Here is a 23312-nt window from a genome sequence, read left to right on the forward strand (position 1 = left end):
TGTGCTTCCTATTATATGGCATATGGCCTTCGCGCCATTTCATCACTCACAAGCAAGGCCGGTGAAATGGATGCAAGGATGATAAGCTATAGTAAAAAAACAATATCTGGCTGCAGATAAAAGAAATGCCGCCGCCCGAAACCGGGCGACGGCATTTCAATTACATTCAGAGTCAAGTTCTCAGGCTATTCAGTTGTTATTCTTATTATGTCTCTTCTTTTCAAATGCCAGAAGTCCAAGACTCATCGATGTAATCAACATGAGTACCCATCCGGCCATCGGCGTATTGTCGCCACTCTGAACGGGCTTACTATTGCTTGTTGAAACCGAATGAATCACCGGTGCTGTACTTGTATTTGACGTTGGATTATTGTTCGGCGTTGCTGTATTATTCGGTGCCGAATTATTATTTGGTATCGAATTATTGTCTGATGACGAATTATCGTTCGGCGTTGAATTATGATTCGTCGTCGAGTGATCGTCCGGTTTATCGTTTGGTTTCGGTTTATCGCCCGGCGTTGGCTTGTTGTTCGGTGTTTCATTTGTTTCGGGTTTGGAATACGTATTCTTGATCGTAAGGCTGTCTGCGCCGTCATACTTCACTGACGCAACAGAAAGCGCATTCGTCGTCTCGTCTTTGATTACCGTTACCTCTACCTCGTGACTTGTGGAATCGTAGGTGATATGACTGATTCCGCCGTTTTCCTCCGTGATGGTATAGCGGTATGTTCCTGCCTTATCAAATTGAATTTCACCAAACTCAGCTGTTCTATGATCTTGCGTTGCTTCTGCTACAGCTCCGGCTTCATTCTCCGGCATCGGTGAATCTCCCTCTGCCTTCAAGTCAAACTTAAATCCGGAAGCCTTGCTCCAGTCATTGAAATCCTTGGTAACCTTGAGCACAGCTTTTGCAGAAGTGAATGTATTCGTGATCTCCAAATTTTTCTGCCCATCGTAGGTGATCGAAGCGGAGAGCGCGTTTGTCTTGTCATCTGTCTTGGTCACAGTAACAACCACCTTGTGAACCTTCGGATTTCCTGTGCTGTCGGTATCATAGTCGACGCCATCCAGTCCACAGTTTACTTCCTGAAGTGTATATTCATAAGTTCCGGCTCTGTCAAAGGTCATCTGCGGGAATGCCGGTGAAGGATTCTCTTTCGTCGCTGTTATAACCGCCTCTGTTACCGGAGTATTGTCTTTCGAAGCATCCGCCTTCGATGTGTCTGCTTTCACAGTTTCCGGCATCGGTGCGTCCTTCGTAACAGGTTTCAGCACAAAATCGAACGAAGCTTTGTCGAAGAAATCTCCATACTTCTCAGAATCTGTCCATCCATTGAAGTTCTTGTGGATTCCATCCGCCGCAATCTTTACCGGAGTAAAGGTGTTCTGAATAATAAGTGAACTCTTGTCTTCCGGTACGGTGTCATTCTTGTCCGCCGCCTCATAGGTAACCTTCGCTGTCAGTTTGTTCGTTGCATCAGATGCTTTCTTTACGGTCACGGTTACCTTATGCTTGTTGCTGTCATAGCTTACGCCATCCCTGCCGTCGTTCTTCTCTGTAATTACATAGTTGTAAACACCTGCGTACTCGAAGGTCATATCATCGAAGACTGCTGTCTGTTTTTTCTCCGTTACGCTCTGTTCTGTCACCTCTCTTCCATCTTTATTCTTCGGCATCGGATTGACAACCAGATTACCATCTGCGTCTTTTGCCGTATTGCCTTCAGCTGCAATTTCGAAGGTAAAGCTGTCCGCTTTCGACCAATCATTGAAGTCCTTTGTAACCTCTGCGTGAGCGGTCACTGGAGTATACGTATTCTTCACCGTCAGGCTGTCCACGGACTTTACCGAGAGCTGATTCGTATCCTTATCTTTTTCAATTACAACTTTCACTTCATGAGCTGCCGGTTTCTGATACTTGCTGTTCTCGGTGTAATCGACACCATCCTCGCCGCCATTTTGTTCGGTAATCGTATACGTGTAAGTACCTGCTTTGTCGAACTCAATCTTACCGAATGTGGCGGTCGGTCTGCCGTTTTCATCCTTCTCACTGTCGCTGCTGATTTCTACAGTCGTTCCATCCGCCGGCATCGGAGCGTTATCCTTTGCCGCCAGGTTAAAGATAAAACTCTTTGCCTTCGTCCAGTCGTTGAAATCCTTGGAGACACTGAGGCTCTGGTAAACAGGGGTAAATGTATTCGTGATCATAAGACCTGTCTTGTCATCCTCTGCCACCTTTACGCCGTCAAACAGAACCTCTGAGCTCAGCCTGTTTGTCGCATCGTTTGACTTAGTAACCTTTATAACAGCCTTATGCGCATTTGTGTCATAGGCGATGCCATCGATTCCATCATTAACTTCTGTAATTTCATACTCATAAGTGCCTTTGCCTACTTCCCAGAATTCGATGTTCTTAAACGAAGCCGTTCTTTCCTTCTCTGTTGCCTTTGCGGTCAGATTCGTCGGCATCGGCGCACCCTCTGTAATAGCCTTTATCCGGAAGGTGAAGCTGTCGGCCTTACTCCAGTCATTGAAGTTCTTTGTCACATGCAGCGGCGGGTCTGCCGGAGTGAAGGTATTCGTGATCTCCAAATTTTTCTGCCCATCGTAGGTGATCGAAGCGGAGAGCGCGTTTGTCTCGTCATCTGTCTTGGTCACAGTAACAACCACCTTGTGAACCTTCGGATTTCCTGTGCTGTCGGTATCGTAGTCGACGCCATCCAGTCCGCCGTTTACTTCCTGAAGTGTATACTCATAAGTTCCGGCTCTGTCAAAGGTCATCTCCGGGAATGCCGGTGAAGGATTCTCCTTCGTCGCTGTTATAATCGCCTCTGTTACCGGAGTATTGTCTTTCGAAGCATCCGCCTTCGATGTGTCTGCTTTCACAGTTTCCGGCATCGGTGCGTCCTTCGTAACAGGTTTCAGCACAAAATCGAACGAAGCTTTGTCGAAGAAATCTCCATACTTCTCAGAATCTGTCCATCCATTGAAGTTCTTGTGGATTCCATCCGCCGCAATCTTTACCGGAGTAAAGGTGTTCTGAATAATAAGTGAACTCTTGTCTTCCGGTACGGTGTCATTCTTGTCCGCCGCCTCATAGGTAACCGTCGCTGTCAGTTTGTTCGTTGCATCAGATGCTTTCTTTACGGTCACGGTTACCTTATGCTTGTTGCTGTCATAGCTTACGCCATCCCCGCCGTCGTTCTTCTCTGTAATTACATAGTTGTAAACACCTGCGTACTCGAAGGTCATATCATCGAAGACTGCTGTCTGTTTTTTCTCCGTTACGCTCTGTTCTGTCACCTCTCTTCCATCTTTATTCTTCGGCATCGGATTGACAACCAGATTACCATCTGCGTCTTTTGCCGTATTGCCTTCAGCTGCAATTTCGAAGGTAAAGCTGTCCGCTTTCGACCAATCATTGAAGTCCTTTGTAACCTCTGCGTGAGCGGTCACTGGAGTATACGTATTCTTCACCGTCAGGCTGTCCACGGACTTTACCGAGAGCTGATTCGTATCCTTATCTTTTTCAATGACAACTTTCACTTCATGCGCTGCCGGTTTCTTATCCTTGCTGTTCTCGGTGTAATCGACACCATCCTCGCCGCCATTTTGTTCGGTAATCGTATACGTGTAAGTACCTGCTCTGTCGAACTCAATGTTACCGAATGCGGCGGTCGGTCTGCCGTTTGCATCCTTCTCGCTGTCTCTGCTGATTTCTACAGTCGTTCCATCCGCAGGTACCGGAGCGTTATCCTTTGCCGCCAGGTCAAAGGTAAATCCCTTCGCCTTCGTCCAGTCGTTGAAATCCTTGGAGACACTGAGTCTCTGGTGCACCGGAATGAAGGTATTCGTTATGGTAAGAGAAGTCTTGCCGTCATACTTCACAACCGCGCTTAGTGTATTTGTATTATTCTCCGGCGTTACAGAAACCAGTACGTTATGACTTGTCGTATCGTAGGAAACACCATCCAGATGATCATTTCTCTCTGTGATCTGATACTCGTAGGTTCCTGCCTTCGTGTAGGTAATCTCACCAAAGACTGCCTCCGGGGACTTCTTTGAAGCCGTTGCCTTGTCGCCGTTTTCTCCTGCCGGCATCGGTGCACCCGCTGATACCGGTGTCAGCGTGAATGTAAACTTGTCATCATTGAAAAGATCCCAGTCATTCCATCCGTTGAAGGATTTCTTCACCTTCAGCGTCTGTTTCAGCGGCGTGTAGGTGTTGCTGATGGTAAGAGATGTCTTGGCATCCTTCGGTACTGTCCCCTCATCATTCTTTGTTACATCATAGTAAACTTTTGCAGACAGCGCATTGTTGTTCGAATCTTTCGAGACAACTACCGCCACCGTGTGTCGAGCAGCGTCATAGCTGACCCCGTCAACCTGGCCGTTGCGTTCCGTCACCGTATAGTAATACGTTCCGGCCTTGCTGAAGGTGATATCGCCAAAGCTTACTTCCGGCTGATCCTTTGTTGCCGTGAGTGCTGTAACCTCCGGCATCGGATTCTTCGCAACACCTGCTGTGTTCGAATCCGCCTTAAGATCGAACGTGAAGCTCGTATCTACCGGCCAGTTTTCCTTCGTCTCCGGATTCGTGAAGCTCTTGGTAAGACCGATATCTGCCTTTGTTGCTGTGAATGTATTCTGAATGGTCAGACTGTCCTGAATGTTGTCATATTTCACATCCGCGGTCAGTGCATTCTTCCGGTCTGTCCCTTTGGTCACTGTTACGGTTACCTTGTGCTTTGTTGTGTCGTAGCTTACGCCGTCCTTACCATCATTTCTTTCAGTAATTGTGTAGTGATACGTTCCTGCCTTCTTGTACGTGATGGCGCCGAAATCTACATTCGGTGCACCAGAAGTTGCTGTTCCGGAAATGGCTCCGTCTTTTGCGCCTTCCGGCATCGGAACCGCCAGATCATTACTCGGCTCCGTTTCACCAGGTTTGCAATAATTCTCCGCCTTCAGTGTAAACGTAAAATTGCTCGCTGAATGGTTCCAGTCGTTGAAGTCTTTCTTGACCTGGATGTGCGCCGTTTCAGAGTCAACTGCATTGGTGATTGTCAGGCTCTTCTGGCCATCGTAGGTGACTTCCGCTGTTAGAGCATTTGTTTCTGAATCCTTCGTTGAATCCTTCGTTACCTCAACGATAACCTGATGTTCCTTGGCCTTCGTTGAATCATTGTCCGCTGTATCATAGGTAATTCCGTCTTCGCCGCCATTTTCCTCTGTAATCGTGTAATTATACCTGCCAGCCTTCTTATAGGTGATCGTTCCGAAGACAGCAGTTGCGTTTTTTGCATTTTCAGCTTTTGCTGTCATCGAACTCTTTCCATCTGCTTCGGCTGGCATCGGTGTGGCAATGGCCTGTCCATCCTCACCGTTTCCTGCATTGTTGTCTTTTGCCGTCAGCGTAAAGGTAAAGCCCTTTTCCGTTCTGGTCCAGTCGCTGAAGCTCTTGGTTACCTCAATTGGAGCAGTAGTCACAGCCGGTGTATAGGTGTTGGTGATCGTCAGACTGTTATGCGTATCGTCGTTTGTCGCATCGCTATTCGTAGCATCGTACTTGATTGATGTAACTTTCAGCGCATTATTATTACTGTCCTTTGATACTTGAACCGTCACCGTATGCGTGTTTCCATCGTAGCTGATGCCGTCCTTGTGATCGTTCTTCTCGGTTATGTTGTAAGTATAGGTCCCTTCCTGCACAAATGTGATCGGTTTGAATGCCGCCGTCTGTGTCGTCTTGCTTGCTTCTGCAGTCTGAACATTCTTTCCGTCTTCTGCTGGAAGCGGAGCGCCTTCTGTCACTGGCGAGATGTTGAACGTAAACTTTGTATTGTCAAAGTAATTGCCATACGCCGAATCCGTCCAGCCATTGAAGACCTTGGTGACCGCAATGTGAGCCTGAACCGATTTAAATGTATTGGTAATTACAAGCGCATCCTTTGTCTCATCGTCATATGTGATTCCAGTGACAAAAAGCTTATTATTCTTTGTATCCTTCTCTACTTTTACAACTGCCTTGTGCGTCTGAGTGTCATACTGAACACCGGACGCCGTACCCCTTTCCTCAGTAATATGGTAGGTATAGGTACCTGCCTTCTCAAACGTAATGTTGCCAAAGCCTGCTGCCGAACCATTTGTTACAATTACAGACTTCTTTCCATCCTTTGTATCTGCCGGCATCGGTGCATTCTCTACCGGTGTCAGGTCAAATGTAAAGCTGCCTGCCTTTGTCCAGTCGTTGAAGTTCTTCTGAACCTTCAGTTCGCCAATGGTCGAAGTAAAGGTATTGGTCACAGTAAGGCCATCATTTAGTTCCTCCCCGTCCTTCCCGTAATACTTTACTGCCGCGCTAAGCTTGTTGGAGGCGTTTTCAGCCTTTGTTACAACAACCTCAACTTTGTAAGGTGTCGCATCGTAGGTGATGCCATCCTCGTCGCCTGCAGTTTCCTGAACCGTATAGGTGTATGTACCGGTCTTCTCGTAGTTGATACTGCCAAAATCTACCGTCCTCTGTTCAGACGTTGCTGTCCTTAAAACAGCTCCATTAACAGCACCCGCCGGCATCGGAGTGACAATATCCTGCCCATCCGCGCTCTTTCCGGCCGTGTTGCTTCCTGCCGTTAATGTAAAGGTAAATCCCTTTTGTGCCTTCGACCAGTCAGCAAACTTCTTCGTCACTTTGATGTTGGCTTGAACAGGATTGAAAGTATTCTTCACAATAAGACTATCTTGACCATCATATTTCACAGAAGCTGCCAGCGTATTATCGCTGTTCGGGCTTACTGTCACTATAACGCTGTGCGTCCGCTGTAAATTATTACTGTCATCCCAGTCATAGGCAACACCGTCCACACCTCCGTTATTCTCGGTCAGTGTGTAATGATATTCGCCAATATGAGTATATTGTATTTCTCCAAAATTAGCAGTCGGATTCTCCTGCGTTGCAATTGCGGTTGTTCTACCAGGCATTGGAACCTTAACTGCAGTACTGGCAACTTTCTCCCCAAGTTTGTAGTAATTGCCCGCTTGCAGCGTAAAGCTGAATCCATTCGGAGCCTTCGCCTTCCAGTCATTATTCCCAAAATCCTTGGTTACGCTGATGGAAGCCGTTACTGGATTCAAGGTATTCTTGATGGTTATTCCGTTGTCAGATGCACTGACAGATTCCTTGTAACCCTTCGGACCGTTTATTTCTTCTGCGGAATACGTATACAGCTTGCCAGACGCATCCTGTTTTGGAAGGTTATTGAACGTATAGGTCCAATTATTTTTCGAATTCAGGGTAATTGGCTCCTTCTGGTCCTTCATCTGATAATTCTGCGAATTCTCAAAATTCTCAAATACCCCATCATTATTCATCCGAGTAAGCTGAACCTGAATATCCATGCGCTGTCCGTTGAAGTTGTTGTCATCCACCCACTTCTTCGTTACCGTAACTGAAGTCGTGTTGAGGGTGTTTTCAAGAGACACGGTAGAGTTCTTGACAACACCTTTTTCATCGGTCCCGGTAACAGCCGAAGTGGCTTTCGTCCCATCATTGTTGTAATCGAGAACCTTGCTCTCTAGTACACGATATTGCAGAGCCACCCGACGATATTGCAGAGCCCCCCGCTGGTCTTTTACTCGTGCATATACCGGAAGGTTATGCCAGGTAGCAGCAGCCGCATTGACAGATCCATCAGTAGTGTTTACATCCAGCGTCTTTCCAGCTGCATCGGTCGAATAACCGGCCGTCACGTCCTCCGCGTAGGCTTTCGCGTAATCCTTATTCTCAACACTGGTTGGTCTCTTGACCGGATTCCAGTTGCTTCCGTCCGTGCTGTACTGAAGCGTTACCGTGATATTGTTCGGACGTTCGTTGTAGAAGTTGTTAAAATCATTCCAAGTCTTCTCCAACGTCAGATCAAATACGGAGATGTCATGTTTATTGGTGATCACGACATTATCAGCTTCAACGGATTCCGCATTATCCGCATTATCCGCATTATTCGAAGAAAGACTTACCGTTGCTGCATTCTCCGTTTTTGAAAAATTATAATTTTCTTTGTATTTGTCCTTGTTTGTAAATTCCCCCTCTGAAATCTTGTAGGCCAGCTTATTTCTATTGCTATCATACTGGTCAACGATAAAGCTGTACGAGTACTCGTCTTCCTCCGAGCTGATAGTTTTCGTCGAGGATGTCGGATCATTATTATTGCTATCTGTCCGGGTATGTTTATCCGCATCTTTATTGCCCGATACGCAGGAAATCGTCAGTTCGTCCGGTCTGTAAGCCTCACGGTTAGCGCCGTCCTGGAACTTTTTGGTTACATTGACGGTGGTACGTTTGATGTTTGTAACCGTTTCCGTTATCCCTTTATTATCGTTAGAAAATTTATACACTGCCCGGAACATGCCTGTAGAAAGATTGAAGTCCCGAACTCCATCTGTCGAAGAAACAGCCGTTCCATTATCCGTCAAGTCTATAGCATTTCCGTCCCTGTCAAGCTCTACGGCTCTATAATAACGTTCGGAACCATCCTTCCCTCGTTTCGGTAGATTACTGATAGTTGCTTCCCAATTATTATCCGTATCCAGGGTTATTATCTCATTCTTGAACGGTGTCCATTTATTCTTTGTCGTCAGGTCCTGATACTCAATCTGGAACTTAACAGTTGTCTTACCATCATCCGAAAACCAATTCTTTTTAACCGTCAGAGAAGTTGAATTCTGTTCAGAATTCGGATCCAGTGTATTGGTGATGACTGTATTTGATCGATAGTCGCCGCCAATCGATTCTGTTGTCTCCGTACCGGTATAGGAGATATTTCCATTATCTGCATGTACTGTAACACCGCTGACATTGTCCTCTGTTCCATCTGCTCCTTCTGCCTTTTCCGTAAAACGATAGGTATACTGCTTGCCATTTGCATCTTGTCTCGGAAGTGTATCTGGCTCATTGTGCAACCAGTTGTCTGCAGCTGTGATAGTAACGGTATATAGCGAGTCGTGTGATGTGTGTTTAACATATTGCCATGTTCCATCCTTGATTCTTCTCTGCAGATATAAGGTCAGGCTGTCCGGACGTGCGAGATATTTATTGTCCTCATCTTTCCATATTTTCTGGACACTCACAGATGCCGGAAGAAGATTGTTGCGAACTGTAGAGATCGTTACATTACTGTCTGGATAATAATGATCTGTTGAACTGTCTTCATCATATTTATATGAAGCCGCGACATTATTATCCATGGCATCTTCGCCGATGGCGGTTTCAACGACCCTGTAGTAACACATCTCACCCTTCTCATACAGCGGCAGATTAATGAATGTCAGACAGTTTGTCCATGCTTTGTTCTGGTCCTGTACTCCCTCCTTTAATGTGTATGTGACACCACCTGGCTCATTTTCTGTGATTTCTCCTCTGCCGGTGTCACAGCCCACATCGTATGTACTTCTTCGCAAAAAATTAGCGTTTACATCATACCACTGCTTACTGTCTGTACTGTACTGCAGCTTAACTGTGATGCTTCTCGGACGCATATCATTCTTATTCGCGTTATCGCCCCACTGCTTGGTGACAACCAGAGATGTACGGCCATAAACATTCTGGATCGTGCCAAGATTCAGTGAATTCTCCTGAGAAGCAGCGCTGGACCAAGCCTGAACATAATGTCCGCCGGTTGCACAGTTGAAGTTCTCCAATGCGCCCCCTACTTTCCAGATAGGCGTGCTGGTATCTTCCGTAATGCGATACAGATATGGCTCACCCTGGGACGTGTAGCGACGGAACTTCATCGGATTTCCATCATTATCATAAATGGTAAACCCACTATCATCCTTCGCATTATCCCATTTGATCTTAAAGTCGGTTCCCTGCGCGTAGCTTACGTTATCAACATTGTTTCCTGAGGCATTGACATATCCATCTACATGGAACGTAAGTTCGCTGTTTTTCACCGTACTTTTCAGTGAAGTAAGGATATTTTCTGGAGACCACGTCTTGTTCGCGCCGATGGTGATGAAGTTTTCTTCTTGATAGTCATTTTTAAAGGTGACTTGATCGTAAACCTTATTCCCATCCTTGCTCTGCATAGCAGCCGTATCCGTCTGTTCCCATTCCGAGCCTGTATCACTTGTGTCAGAACTTCCTATAGAACAGCTTGTGGTATATCCATTGATCGGTTTTTCAACCACATAGTAAGCAAAGCGCTGCCCACTCGGTGTCAGATCATAGAGGTTATCAAAGGTGATGGTAGCAGTACCTTTGCCGGCCTCGAACTGAGTCCCGGATATCGTCGTTGTCTTCAGTTTCTGGCTGTCAGCTTTTGTATATGTGTCTCCAGGCTTCACCCGGTAAAGCGTGAACTCGACATCCGGATATCGTCCTGCCTTTTTCTCATCTTCCGTCCAGCCTGTCGTATCGAAGGTCTTGGTCACCTGAATGTTGCGTCTCTTTGCAATGTACTTGTTCGTCACCTGAAGATCTCTGGAGACATGTGTCATCTCAAAGACCTGATCAAACGAAGTCGCCGCATCATCCGGGAAGGACTCTGTTACGCTGTAGGTATATGGATCGCCCTCTTCGTCATACTTCGGAAGCCGCAGGGTCTTGCCGGCATGATCCTTGAATGTGAAGGTGAAGGAGCTGCCCTTTACCTCCAGCTCCGCCGTCGCCTGCTGCTTTCCGTCAACCAGATACGGCTGTCCGTTCTGCGTCAGCTTAAAGATGATGGAACCGTTTTTCGGCATGACAATCGGATCTCTTTCCATGTCATACGGTACGCTGCTGAATACCTTCGTGCCGCTGGCCACCATCGTCGCATGCATGGTATTGGTGAAAGTAGAGCCGTTTGCGAGGTAGGTCTTCTCTCCGGATGTAACGGCTGTGGTTCCATCTGCCGGCGTGTCTTTCTCCTTATATTTGTCCGCACCGTCACCGGTCATCGTCTCGGAAGCATAATAGGTAACCTCGGCACCGATATCGTCATCTGTCAGCGCATCGTTCGAGGCATTGACCAGATCCTTCGTGACATACTTCGGCATACTCTGTGCAAAGGTATATCTATAAGTATTCGTTTTTCCGGATACGGCTTCCGTGTAGGTATCGCCGGAAATCGGGATCAGGTCAAGCTTGTCCTCCTCTCCACCTGCCTTCTGAATCTGACTTGCACTCTTCACCCTGGCTGCCAGGTTCAGCGTGACCTCCGGACGGATGTTTTCGCTGTTGCTGTTATCCTTCCAGATCTTTGTGTAGGAAATCTTCTCAGACTGGTCCACGCGACGGTTTCTGAAGCTTGTCGTGATCTTCAGGTTCTCCTTATTTTTGCCGGCAGCACCAGTTGTTGTCCTCGGGAATCCGGGATCAAGCGGGCTGTTATTGATGTAGCCGCTCTCAGAAGGCAGACTTTCCGTGCAGGCATACTCATACCTTGTCCCCGCATCCACGTTATACAGCGGGAAATTATCGAAGGTAAGCGTATAATCATTGAAACTTTCGCCCTGCCCAAGCTTAAAGGTATAATCTTTCTCTTCTACGGCATCCTTCCCGTCGATGGTGACCTTCGTCGAGACCTTGCCATCATCGTCTACAGTCACCACGCAAGTCGCATAAGGATTTCCGTCTCGGGTAATGTTGAAGGTTACATCCGGGCGTCCCTTCAGGTAGTGGCCGTCATACCATTTCGAATTGATCTCGTAGACAACACTGCCCTGCTTGACGTTCTTCACTTCGCTGTCGTTCTTGCCGGTGTAGGTAACCTTATATTTCTGTGTGACCTCAATACCGTTTCCAGCGCTCAGCCTGGTGGTATAGCTGTCATAGCTGCAGTTTTCGCCTTCAAGAACATCCGTATCTCCGACCTTCACCTCGCGGTAAACAATATCGTTCTGAAGAAGGTTGTCAAATGTGCGTGTGTTTCCATTTTCGTCAGTAAGGGTTCTTACCCCATTCTTTTCGCTGCCGAAATAGGTTGTCAACTGTTTTTCACTGAAGCCAAACAGGTTGGTGACATGCCAACCATTATCGGCAGAGAGCGTGTAGACGCCAATATTCTCCTTATCCCATTCTGCCGGACGGTCTATCTTTCCGGCTTTATCTTTGCGGAAGACCTTGATCACCACCGGACGGCGCGTGGAAGTATCACCGCCGTCGACCCAGGTCTTATAAAGATCCACATCCATGTTCTGGCCATCGCCGCTAGCGTTGGCATTGTTGTTCGTCATCGCAACGGATTCAACGAGGTCTGCCCTGCCGGTATCATCCTTCGTAAGAGTATAGTCAAAGTAATGGCGGGATTTATCATTCACCTCGTCGACAAAATAGGTATAACGAGACGAATTCTCATCATACAGTGGCAGAACAATGTTTGTATCCGTGGTGCCCCAGTCTCTCTTGTCTGCGGCGCCCTTCAGCTCACCCGTATAAATCTCTTTTGCGTTTGCCAGGGCAACCCATGTTTTACCGTCATGATCCAGAACCTCTTCTTTTCCATACGGATCCACACGGTGAATCGCATACTGAACCGAAGATTTATTCGGCGCAACAGCCCACTTTTTGCTCAATACAAACCGGATCGTGCCGCCCAGCGTATTCGTGATCTCCGCGACTCTGGTTGTTTTCATTGGTCTGGAGCAATCCGCGGAAGTAACATTTGTGACCTGATACGTGTCATATTCACCGTTGCTGTCCTTGATGGTAAAGGCATCTCCTTGATCCAGCGTACCATCCTCAGCTCCTGTGGCGATATAGCTGCTTTCGCTGACTTCGTACGGCACATAGGTGTAGAAGTTGCCGTCTTTGTCGGTCATCGGCAGATCACTGAAGGTCGTGCCTGAAGTCAGATCATTATAATCAGCAAATCCGGAGATATTTTTCACAACCGGATTCCCGTTGACATCTTTTACAATTTCTGCGTTTTCCGGATTATTATTCGTGTATCGTTTCAGTCCGACACGCACGGTATAGCCTGCGACTTTTAAGGTTGTACCTTTGGCAACCCAATGTTTCCTGACATAAATGCTGGTTGTATTTTTTACATTTTTATTCAGAATTATACCACCATTCGGGCAGCCAACTGCGCTTTCCTTTCCAGTAGCATCCTGATAAATTGCCTTATAATTTCCATTATCCGACGCAGGAATAGTCTCCTTTACAACGTAAGTATACTGGTTTCCGTTTTTGTCATAGGCATCCAGATTCTGAAATCTAACCGGGTAATCATTTTTTCCTTCAATCCCTTCATTTGGCGTAGCTGTTACAGACACCAGCTCCATGTTCTGTGGGTTCGAGGTATACCGGTACAGTCCAAGCTGTGCCTTCGGACGCAGAGTCGGGAAGAGATCCTCCCATATCTTCTTCGCTGAAAAATCCATCTTCTTGGATATGGTACAGGTGATCGTTGCGCCGTTCCAGGCATCCAGGCTGTTCTCGTGAACGCCGGATTTATTGGAAATCACCGTTGAATATTGAACATTCTGACCAGAAGACGCCTCCTTAATATCAAACGCCTTGATATAGTAGGTGTTCGGGCTGTCCATGGAACCGTTATAGGATGGCAGACCATGAACAGAGACGGTATACGTTCCATCCTTATTGTCAGTAACGACGATATTATTTAGGCCTACTGAAACAGGTTCTTGAGTTGAGTTTTCTCCATTACAAACTTGTATGAGTTTCTGGATCTCATCTGCAGCTGGTCTTACACCTTCCGCGTTATTGGAATCCTTCCAATTGATCGTGGCCTGCAGCGTATATTCCTTCGTGTTGACAAGGTTTTGCCCCTTGTTCTCCTTGCTGTAACCAGACGGAACACGACTCTCATCAATTCGATAAGATATCTTCTGCTCCGTGTAGTTACCATTGTCATCCTTTACTGCCAGATATTCCGGCAGTCCTGTATAGCTGAATGTATAGACGCTCTGATTGCCATTTGCTTTTGGAGTCTTCGCGATTGAACCTGACGGAACCTTTAAAGCCGATTCGCTGACATCTTTCCATTCACCGCCATCACTGTCAACCTTATACTGAAGCTTCACAAGGTTCGGGGTATTCTCATGGGTTGCTGTATCCGTCCCATCGTCCAGCCAAGTCTTGGTGAAGGTCGATTCCTCATCGGCTGCCTTCTTTACCCAGACGAAATCATAAGAAACGTTATTTTCTATTGTTGTATCTGGCACAGAGCCCTTATTGGTCCCTTTATCCGTCCGCGTAATTTCAGAGGAAGACAGGGTAGAAAGAATATACCCATCCCGTTCAGCGTTGATTGCGAACGATGCTCCCTTTGGCATTCTCAACGGATTCGGTTTTCCATACCCCCAGAAGGCGATATTCCTGTAATATTTGTGCCCGTGTCCATCATCCATCGTACAGGATCCGTTATTATACAGTGTATTTCCTGTGTCTCCCAGGGCAACATCATTGACTGTTACCGAAACTTCATCGATGCTCAGCGTCAGCTTGCCCGCATCCCATTTTCCGTCTTTCACCGTAGATGTGGTTTCTGTCGAGTTAAATCCATAGCCACTGATCGACGAATTCGGAACACATGTAACCGATACCTTATCTGTGTCTTCAAGTGAAATTCCTGTGATTGTAAAATTATAATCAAAATCGACAGATGCATGACAGTCCTGGCTGGAAAGAGAGGTCGTATACTCTTTCGTTGTTCCATCTGCCTTTGTCACTGTAACCTTGAACTGGAAAAAGTCCGTATCATTGACCGTGTCAAAAAGAACGTTTTTGGCCAGGTCATCTTCCCAGTAAATGGAACCCGTAATGCTTTGATCCGAAGCGGGAGCGGGTGCTTTCATTGCAAGAGCTGCCGACTTCGCTTTTTCCGCTGCCGGCTCTTCGGTTTTCTCACCTTCAGAAGTCGTTTCTGTCTTCTGATCGGAAACAGCTGCCTCGTCACCCAGGAATCCCTGCAATATTTTATATGCGCTTTTTACATCGTTGTCTTCTTTCTGCTCATCTGATAATGTCTCGTAGATAGCCTTCAGGCTATTAAGATCAGCCTGATACGATGCGGAGTCCTTATCGGCTTCCGAGTTTGCATTCTCCTCAGATTTTGAAAAAGCCTTAACCCGTTTCTTGAAATACTCCTTTTCAAACGTACTAAGTTTTTCGGTAATGCTATTCAGCGTCTCTTCCGCATTCTGCACAGATTCATCTGCACGGTCTGTGTCAGATAAAGCCTGATACGTATTTTGGAGTGCAGTCAGCTTGTCCTGAACCTGCTTCATGTTGCTGTCCGCACTCTCTGCCGCACTCTGTGCCTCTGCATCTTCAGAATTGTGAATAAGCGCAGAATCAGCTTCGAACTTATCCTCACGGGTCTTTTGAATCTCATCCCAGTTCAGCGAAGCAACATCCTTTGTAAACTGTATTCCTGCCTCAGACAATGCTGCTTCCGTCTGATCTTCCGCAGGAACCTGCGAAACACTTTGAGTCTCTGTCTGTATTTCATTTTGTGCGGAAGCATCTGATACAGGATTCGTATCATCCTGCGCGTCTTTCTGCGATTCATCCACTGACTCAACCTGCGTATCTGACTGTGCCGCAGCCTCGGAATTCTGATCTGCGAAGGCTGTTACAGGCGACGCTATCTGGACCGAGCCGAACAGCAGAACAACCGCACAAATCAGCGAAACGATGCGGTTAAATTTCTTTCGTAAATTTTCTTCTTGTCTTTTCCTGTTCATAAAGTATCCCCTCTCATTTCACATTTACCGGCAAAATCTTCTGTCCTTGGAAATATAAGGTTTCCGGGGCATCCACTGAGACTTCTGCCTATGATTAATTGGTGTATTTTTCTAGAAATGGTTTGTGATATTTCTCCACCCCCTCCTGTCGAGCTTCTACTGCCTGTTCCAGGCTCGGATATGTCCCTAAGTAATGCCGTACCTTATTCAGCGTTATACTTGCCATGTAGGTTCCATGTTTGGTTCGGTATACACCGGTATGACCGGTCGTGTTGTCCACACGCTTTTTTCTTTTCAGAAATTCGATGCAGCTGTTTTCGGCATAATGTAATCTTTCGTGGAGCTTTTTCCCATTTTCTATACGGATGTGTCCGCAGCTGACAATACTGCCGCTAAGCAGTTCCCCGGCAGAATAATCCTTTTCTTTTCCGCAGGAACAACGGCAGTGCCACATAATACAGCCCTTTGGATCCCTTTGGCTTGTCTGGTATAAGACTGTCAATTCGCCAAATTTTCGATTGCTTAAATCAATGAAGTGTCCTTCCCGTTTTTTGTTCGGATCTGTGCCGCATCCGCATCCACAGTCACGACGATATCCTCGTATCAGATATCTTCCATTTATCTCAAATTTTCTGCCGCACCCACATTGACACATCCAGATAATTGACCCATCCTTGCTCCTCTTTTCTGTCGGCCGAAGAGCCAGAATCTGTCCGAATTGTCTGCCAGTTAAATCTTTATGCTTCATCCTGTTCTGTTTCATCAGACAGCCGCAGCTTTTCGTTCTTCCACTGATGAGATTGTTGTAATAGACGGTTGTATCCCTTCCACAATCGCAATGACAGCGACACATCCGATACCCTTTTTCTGAACAAAAAGTACCTATTACCGTAAGCCGCCCGAATTTCTTTCCAAGAATCTTCTCGTATCCAGCCACTCGCCTCATCCCCTTGCATCTGCACCTAAGGGTTCTTTTGAATATCAGAACGCTGACCATAAAAGCAGACTTTATTTTTCGGCTGTGTTAGAATGAAAAAAGTAAAAAAATAGGAAACTAATGCCTGTAAAAGCTCATTAGTTTCCCGATTCTGCGTTGTTAAAAAAAGTCTACGTTTTTTAACAAGTTCTATAGTATTCGTTATTATTATCGATGTTTTCCTGTTCTTTTATCCATTTTTTCAACGTTGTATGACTCACGCCAAGTACTTTTGCCCCCTCCCGGAGACTCATTTTTTGTTTTCTGACCTTGTCTGCTACCGCATAAAATCCCTCCGGTATCGGAATGGACGGTCTCCCCAGATGTACGCCTCTTTTTCTGGCTTCCCTGATCCCCTCCATCTGCCGCTGATGAATATTCTCTCTCTCAACCTGTGCAACATATGAAAGAATCTGCAGCACAAGGTCGGCAATAAATTCTCCGGTAACACCTCCTGCAGAACATCTCGTATCCAGAAGCGGAAAATCCAGAACAATAATATTGATCTTCTTGACCTTCGTTAAATACCGCCATTGCTCGAGTATCTCATCATAATTTCGGCCCAGACGGTCTATGGACTTTATATACAGCTCATCTTTTTCATGGATGTCGCAAATCAGTTTTTTATAACTCGGCCTGTCGAAATCCTTCCCCGACCACTTATCGCTATAGATATAATTTTCCTCGATTCCTGCCTCTTTCAATGCCGAAATCTGCCTGGCCAGATTCTGGTCTTTGCTTGAAACCCGTGCGTATCCAAATTTTCGATTGGTTCTGTCGCTCAACGATACTGCCCTCCAAATAATTATCCAAAATTATATCCAAAATTATCTTGATTATGAATCCTGAAAATATCATTGGCTCTCGTAATATCATTGCCAGCAATCGCTCTCATCACATTAACGCCCTGCAAATGTGTGAAGCAGAAAACCGATGCCCTCACCCCAAAAAGAAAAGCGTCCCTGAAACCACCTTGTTGAATGTGTTCAATAACAGAACACACCATATAGTAGTTTCAGGAACGCCTTATATATACGGACGGACCATGCTATCGATGATACTGCAAGCAATTATTCACTTGGAAAAATGAACGAGAGAAACTGTATCAAAAGTTCCCCCACACGACTTCTTTCACGATACCGAGACACTCCCTGAGGATGTTATTCGGAAGATACAGCGGTGTGGAGCCCGCCGCAATCCCCCGGCAGTTCCGGTATCCGTTTTTCTTCGCGAGCTTCAGGCTGCGGAACACATGAAAATTGTTCGTCACGATTCCCACGGAATCCTCCTTCCGGTTCAGAAACCGGCTGCTGAATTCCAGATTCTCCACAGTTGTCGTGGATTTGTCCTCCTCCAGGATCTGGTTCTCCGGGATGCCTTTCCGGACAAGATACTCTTTCATTGCCTCCGCTTCCGTGCAGGGCTCATTCGGTCCCTGCCCTCCGCTGACGATGCATACCGTATCCGGGTTCTCCGCCAGATACGCCGCCGCTGCATTCAGCCTGCTTCTCAGCACCCGGCTCGGCCCTGACTCTCTGACCTGCGCGCCGAGAACGATAATCTCGTCAAGTCCGTCCGGCGCCCTGTCGTGGAAATGAGTCATGATGCATGCCGTTCCTGCTGCCACGATAACCACAGCGGCAGTGACCAGAACCGCCAGAGCGATCCGGACGGCAAGAGGAACGGCGCGCCAGTGATTCCCATTCGTCATATATCCCACCCAGATAAAAAATGCCCCGATCAGAAACCATATCGCAAAAAATTTCGTACCCGACGCCGCGGCAAGGATCAGAAAGCCGTAACCTATGGCAGCCGCTCCGATAATAAATAACAAAATGCCCACTTTCCTCACCTCATGCTCACCTCAATATCAGACTTCCGGTTTGTTTTAAATTGTACCATATTCTGTGTAAGCTACACAGCATTTAATACGGAGTGCTTTCAAGTCGGAAGCATGACGCCATATATTGTATGCGCTACGGATTGTTTTATGCTCCGCGCTCCCGCAATCCTTCTGGCATTCGCATTCATTTCCTTACGTGTGCCCCGCGGCAGGCAGCCGGTCTGTGTTTTCAACGGGTTAACGCAAAAAAAGAGGACCTCCAAACGGAGATCCTCAAACAGATCGGGGTAACAAGATTCGAACTTGCGACCTCACGGCCCCCAGCCGTGCGCTCTAGCCAAACTGAGCCATACCCCGGTAATCAGATGCTGTAGATGAACATTGATCATAGTACCCTTGCTCACAACACTTGATCATTATAACGCAAAGATCACACAATGTAAATCTATTTTTTCAATTGCTGACCTGGAATATTTTTTCAATTGCTGACCTGGAATTGCTGACCTGGAAGTAAGTGCACTTTAATATTCTGACGCAAAAGTGCTGCGGGATTTTCCCACAGCACTTTTTGTCAGACGGCAGCCGAAGCCTTCGGCTGCTCCTCAGTTCTCCTCGTTGATGTAGTTGACGAGGCCGCCGGCGGAAATGATCTTCTGCATAAACGGCGGGAAGGGCTGTCCCTGATACTCTGTGCCCTTTGTCAGGTCGTAGATTTTTCCGGAGTCGAAATCCACCTTCACCTTATCTCCGTTCTCGATCGCCTTTGCCGCCTCCGGACATTCAATGATCGGCAGTCCGATATTGATCGAGTTGCGGTAAAAAATTCGCGCAAAGGTCTCGGCGATGACGCAGCTTGCGCCTGCGGCCTTGATGGCCAGCGGCGCGTGCTCACGGGAGGAGCCGCAGCCGAAATTCTTGTTCGCCACGATGATATCGCCCTTCTGGAATTTGTGCACAAATTCCCTATCGATATCCTCCATGCAGTGTGTCGCGAGCTCCGCCGGATCTGAAGAGTTCAGATATCTGGCGGGAATGATTACGTCGGTATCTACATTGTCACCATATTTGAATACTGTTCCCTGTGCCTGCATCTTACATCCTCCTTATAAGCCGAGCTCTGCCGGAGAGCTGATCTTTCCAGTGACCGCGCTTGCCGCCGCTACCGCCGGGCTTGCGAGGTAAACCTCAGATTTCACGTGTCCCATCCGTCCTACAAAGTTACGGTTTGTCGTGGAGATGCATCTCTCACCCTCTGCAAGGATTCCCATGTATCCGCCGAGGCAGGGTCCGCAGGTCGGTGTGCTTACGACAGCGCCGGCCTCAATAAAGGTCTCGATCAGTCCTTCCTTCAGTGCCTGCAGATAAATCGCCTGTGTCGCCGGAATAATGATGCAGCGAATGTTCTTCGCCACCTTGCGGCCCTTCAGAATTTTCGCAGCCTCACGAAGGTCCTGAATTCTTCCGTTCGTACAGGAGCCGATGACGCTCTGATCAATCCGGATCTCTCCGCAGTCATCGATGGTATGGGTATTCTCCGGCAGATGCGGGAAGGAAACCGTAGACTTCAGTGTGGAGAGATCAATCGTCACCGTTCTCTCGTACTCCGCGTCCGGATCCGCTTCATAGACAGTCCAGCTCTTTGTGGAATGCTCCTTCATATACGCGATGGTCTTGTCGTCTACCGGGAAGATTCCGTTCTTGCCGCCCGCCTCGATCGCCATATTTGAGATCGTCAGACGGTCGTCCATCGTCAGATCCGCAACTCCGTCTCCGGTGAACTCCAGGGACTTGTAGAGTGCTCCGTCTACACCGATCTCTCCGATCAGGTGAAGGATGACATCCTTGCCGCTGATCCATTTATTTTTCCTGCCGGTCAGAACGACCTTGATGGCGGAAGGCACCTTGAACCATGCCCTGCCGGTGGCCATTCCCGCAGCCATGTCCGTGCTTCCAACGCCGGTGGAAAATGCTCCTAACGCACCGTAGGTGCAGGTATGGGAATCTGCTCCGATGACAACGTCGCCGGCAACCACGAGTCCCTTCTCCGGAAGAAGCGCATGCTCGATGCCCATCTGTCCGACGTCAAAATAATTCGTGATGTCATACTTCTGTGAAAATTCACGCACCTGCTTGCAGTGCTCCGCGGATTTGATATCCTTGTTCGGGATAAAATGATCCATTACCAGTGCGATCTTGTCCTTGTCAAAAACCTGCTGCTTTTTGAAACCGTCCATGACGTCGATGGCTACCGGTGTGGTAATGTCATTTCCAAGTACGAGATCCAGCTTCGCCTCAATCAGCTGACCGGCAGTTACACTGTCCAGTCCGGCTGCGTGCGCGAGGATCTTCTGCGTCATCGTCATTCCCATCTGTTTGTCCTCCATAAACATTCATGTAAAAAAATGCAGTAACTGCCATGCTCCGCCCTGCTGCATAACGAGATACGGGCCGACTCTTATTCCGGCATCCTGTTCCGGGTATCGATATACGGTATCATCCAATGCCATACAATATATCATGCAGTGCCATACTGGCTGCATCACAAATACGGCCACGACACTGTGCATAACGCCAGATCTTGTATATTTTACAACAATTCGCGGATTCCGGCAACGAGATAAAACACGCTGCGCGAGTTTTATCTCGCTATCGCGACGCTCGCCGCACACGAATACTTCGCATTCGGCTGCGGCTTACTGTTCGCGTAAACTAAAACAAGCCAGGGGCATTCTCAGCCCCCGGCTTATATGGATACTTTTGTATATGTGGAAATGGGGATTAGTTGTTGATCAGCTTGTCCTCATCGTTCCAGCTGTACAGCTTGCGGATCTCAGCTCCGACCTTCTCTGACGGATGCTCGGAAGCGAGCTTACGAAGCGCCTTGAAGTGTGCCTGGCCGCCTGCCGGGCTCATGTCAAGCAGGAAGTCCTTCGCGAAGGTGCCATCCTGAATGTCGGACAGGACTTTCTTCATTGCCTTCTTTGTCTCAGCGGTAACGATCTTCGGTCCGGTGATGTAATCGCCGTACTCAGCAGTGTTGGAGATGGAATATCTCATTCCTGCGAAGCCTGACTGATAGATCAGGTCTACGATCAGCTTCATCTCATGGATGCACTCGAAGTATGCGTTTCTCGGATCATATCCGGCCTCGCACAGAGTCTCGAATCCAGCCTGCATCAGAGCTACAACGCCGCCGCAAAGAACAGCCTGCTCACCGAACAGGTCAGTCTCTGTCTCGGTTCTGAAGTCGGTCTCCAGAAGTCCTGCACGGGCTCCGCCGATTCCTGCGCCATATGCAAGGGCAAGATCCTGTGCATGTCCTGTGTAATCCTGCTCAACAGCGATCAGGCAGGGAGTTCCACGTCCTCTGAGGTACTCGGAACGAACAGTATGGCCTGGTGCCTTCGGTGCGATCATGGTGACATCGACATTCTTCGGCGGGATGATCTGGTTGAAATGGATGTTGAAGCCATGAGCGAACATCAGCATATCTCCCTCTTTCAGGTTTGGCTCGATGTCCTTCTTGTACATAGCTGCCTGCAGCTCATCGTTGATCAGGATCATGATGATATCTGCCTGCTTTGCAGCCTCAGCCGCTGTATAAACCTTGAAGCCCTGCTCCTCGGCTCTCTTCCAGGATTTGCTGCCCTCATACAGGCCGACAATGACGTCGCATCCGGAATCCTTCAGGTTCAGTGCATGTGCATGACCCTGGCTGCCGTAACCGATGATGGCGATTTTCTTGCCGTCAAGCAGAGACAGATCGCAATCTTCCTGATAAAACATTTTCCATGCCATAATACAAGTTCCTCCATATAATTTTAGATTTTGCCGTATACAGTGGCTTATTCTGCCGTATACAGCGGCTTATATATGTTAAAGAGTAAACTCTTTAGCTAACTGATTCTATCGGGTGTGCCGCAAGTGCCGCAGCAAATCTGCCGGTCCCTGCGAAAGAGTGACATTGCAGGAACGTTTGCTGCCAGACAGCACACCGGTCAGCCAGTTCCGGCGAACGGGTGATATTTTCAGTCCAGATATGTGACATCGTCCATTCCTCTGGACAGTGCGGTGATTCCGGTACGCGCAAGCTCCAGCGTCTCGTATTCCTTTGTAAGCTCGAAGAATGCCTCCAGCTTGCTCTGAGATCCGGTCAGCTCAATGATGATGGAATTCAGTCCCACATCTACGATCTTCGCGCGGAAAATATTCGCAACCGCAAGAACCTTGTCTCTCTCCGCTTCGCTGACCCGAAGCTTCAGCAGCGCCAGCTCGCGGATAACGCTTGTATCTGCGTCCAGGATCTTGATGTCTCTGACATCTACCTGCTTCTGCACCTGGTTCTTGATCTGCTCAAGAACGAGCTCGTCTCCGCTGGTCACAATTGTGATTCTGGTGAACCGCGGATCCGCGGTCACACCTGCGGTGATGCTGTCAATGTTATAGCCGCGTCTCGCGAAAAGTCCCGCGATTCTCGTAAGGACTCCCGATGTATTGTCAACCAGGATCGATAAAATTCGCTTTTCCATAACTGCCATTCCCTCTATTACTTCAAACTCTTTGTATTCTACTATGTGGAATTTCATTTGTCAACAAGTTGAATGATTTTCATCTTGCTGAAGTCTGTATTATCTCTCCAGCTGCAGACGTCTTCATTTTTCCCTGTCTGTCATGAAATCCTGCAGGAATGCATTTGAAATTTTTTCGCTCCCTGAAGACGATATTAGAATACATTTTCCCGGGTACGTCTGCAAGTCAAAAATTTTCTGTATCTGGACAAGTCTTGCTGAATTGTGCTCA

The 23312-nt window shown here is 47.6% G+C and carries 8 protein-coding genes and 1 tRNA gene; all 9 read right to left on the minus strand.

Translation table 11 applies throughout. The annotated features are described in order from the left end of the window. Window positions 1-189: 189 nt before the first annotated feature. The 9 genes from ACTQ3A_RS10975 to ilvN all read right to left on the minus strand — a co-directional run bounded on the left by ACTQ3A_RS10975 (window position 190) and on the right by ilvN (window position 23041). Window positions 190-15693 (minus strand): Spy0128 family protein, encoded by a 15504-nt coding sequence (locus tag ACTQ3A_RS10975; RefSeq protein ID WP_441494574.1) that lies wholly within the window; start codon window positions 15691-15693, stop codon window positions 190-192. A 94-nt stretch (window positions 15694-15787) separates the two neighbouring features. Next, window positions 15788-16441, minus strand: coding sequence for a hypothetical protein (locus tag ACTQ3A_RS10980; protein WP_441495317.1), 654 nt, complete (start codon window positions 16439-16441; stop codon window positions 15788-15790). 368 nt (window positions 16442-16809) lie between these two features. Continuing rightward, complete coding sequence (locus tag ACTQ3A_RS10985) at window positions 16810-17454, minus strand: recombinase family protein (protein WP_441099973.1); 645 nt, start codon at window positions 17452-17454, stop codon at window positions 16810-16812. A gap of 320 nt (window positions 17455-17774) precedes the next feature. After that, window positions 17775-18503, minus strand: a complete 729-nt coding sequence (locus ACTQ3A_RS10990; protein WP_441495318.1) for a YdcF family protein — start codon at window positions 18501-18503, stop codon at window positions 17775-17777. Window positions 18504-18794: 291 nt separating this feature from the next. After that, window positions 18795-18869, minus strand: a tRNA-Pro gene (locus ACTQ3A_RS10995). A 245-nt stretch (window positions 18870-19114) separates the two neighbouring features. Beyond that, window positions 19115-19603 (minus strand): 3-isopropylmalate dehydratase small subunit, encoded by a 489-nt coding sequence (leuD, locus tag ACTQ3A_RS11000; protein ID WP_441099969.1) that lies wholly within the window; start codon window positions 19601-19603, stop codon window positions 19115-19117. A gap of 12 nt (window positions 19604-19615) precedes the next feature. Then, entirely contained in the window at window positions 19616-20881 is a 1266-nt protein-coding gene (gene leuC, locus ACTQ3A_RS11005) for a 3-isopropylmalate dehydratase large subunit (protein WP_441099968.1), read from the minus strand. 409 nt (window positions 20882-21290) lie between these two features. After that, window positions 21291-22310, minus strand: coding sequence for a ketol-acid reductoisomerase (gene ilvC / locus ACTQ3A_RS11010; RefSeq protein WP_441099967.1), 1020 nt, complete (start codon window positions 22308-22310; stop codon window positions 21291-21293). A 230-nt stretch (window positions 22311-22540) separates the two neighbouring features. Beyond that, a complete protein-coding gene (gene ilvN / locus ACTQ3A_RS11015) occupies window positions 22541-23041 on the minus strand; it encodes an acetolactate synthase small subunit (RefSeq protein ID WP_441099966.1) in 501 nt (166 codons plus the stop codon). Window positions 23042-23312 lie beyond the last annotated feature (271 nt).

The organism is Bilifractor sp. LCP21S3_F8, assembly GCF_052117805.1.
In the GTDB taxonomy this organism is placed as follows: domain Bacteria; phylum Bacillota; class Clostridia; order Lachnospirales; family Lachnospiraceae; genus Bilifractor.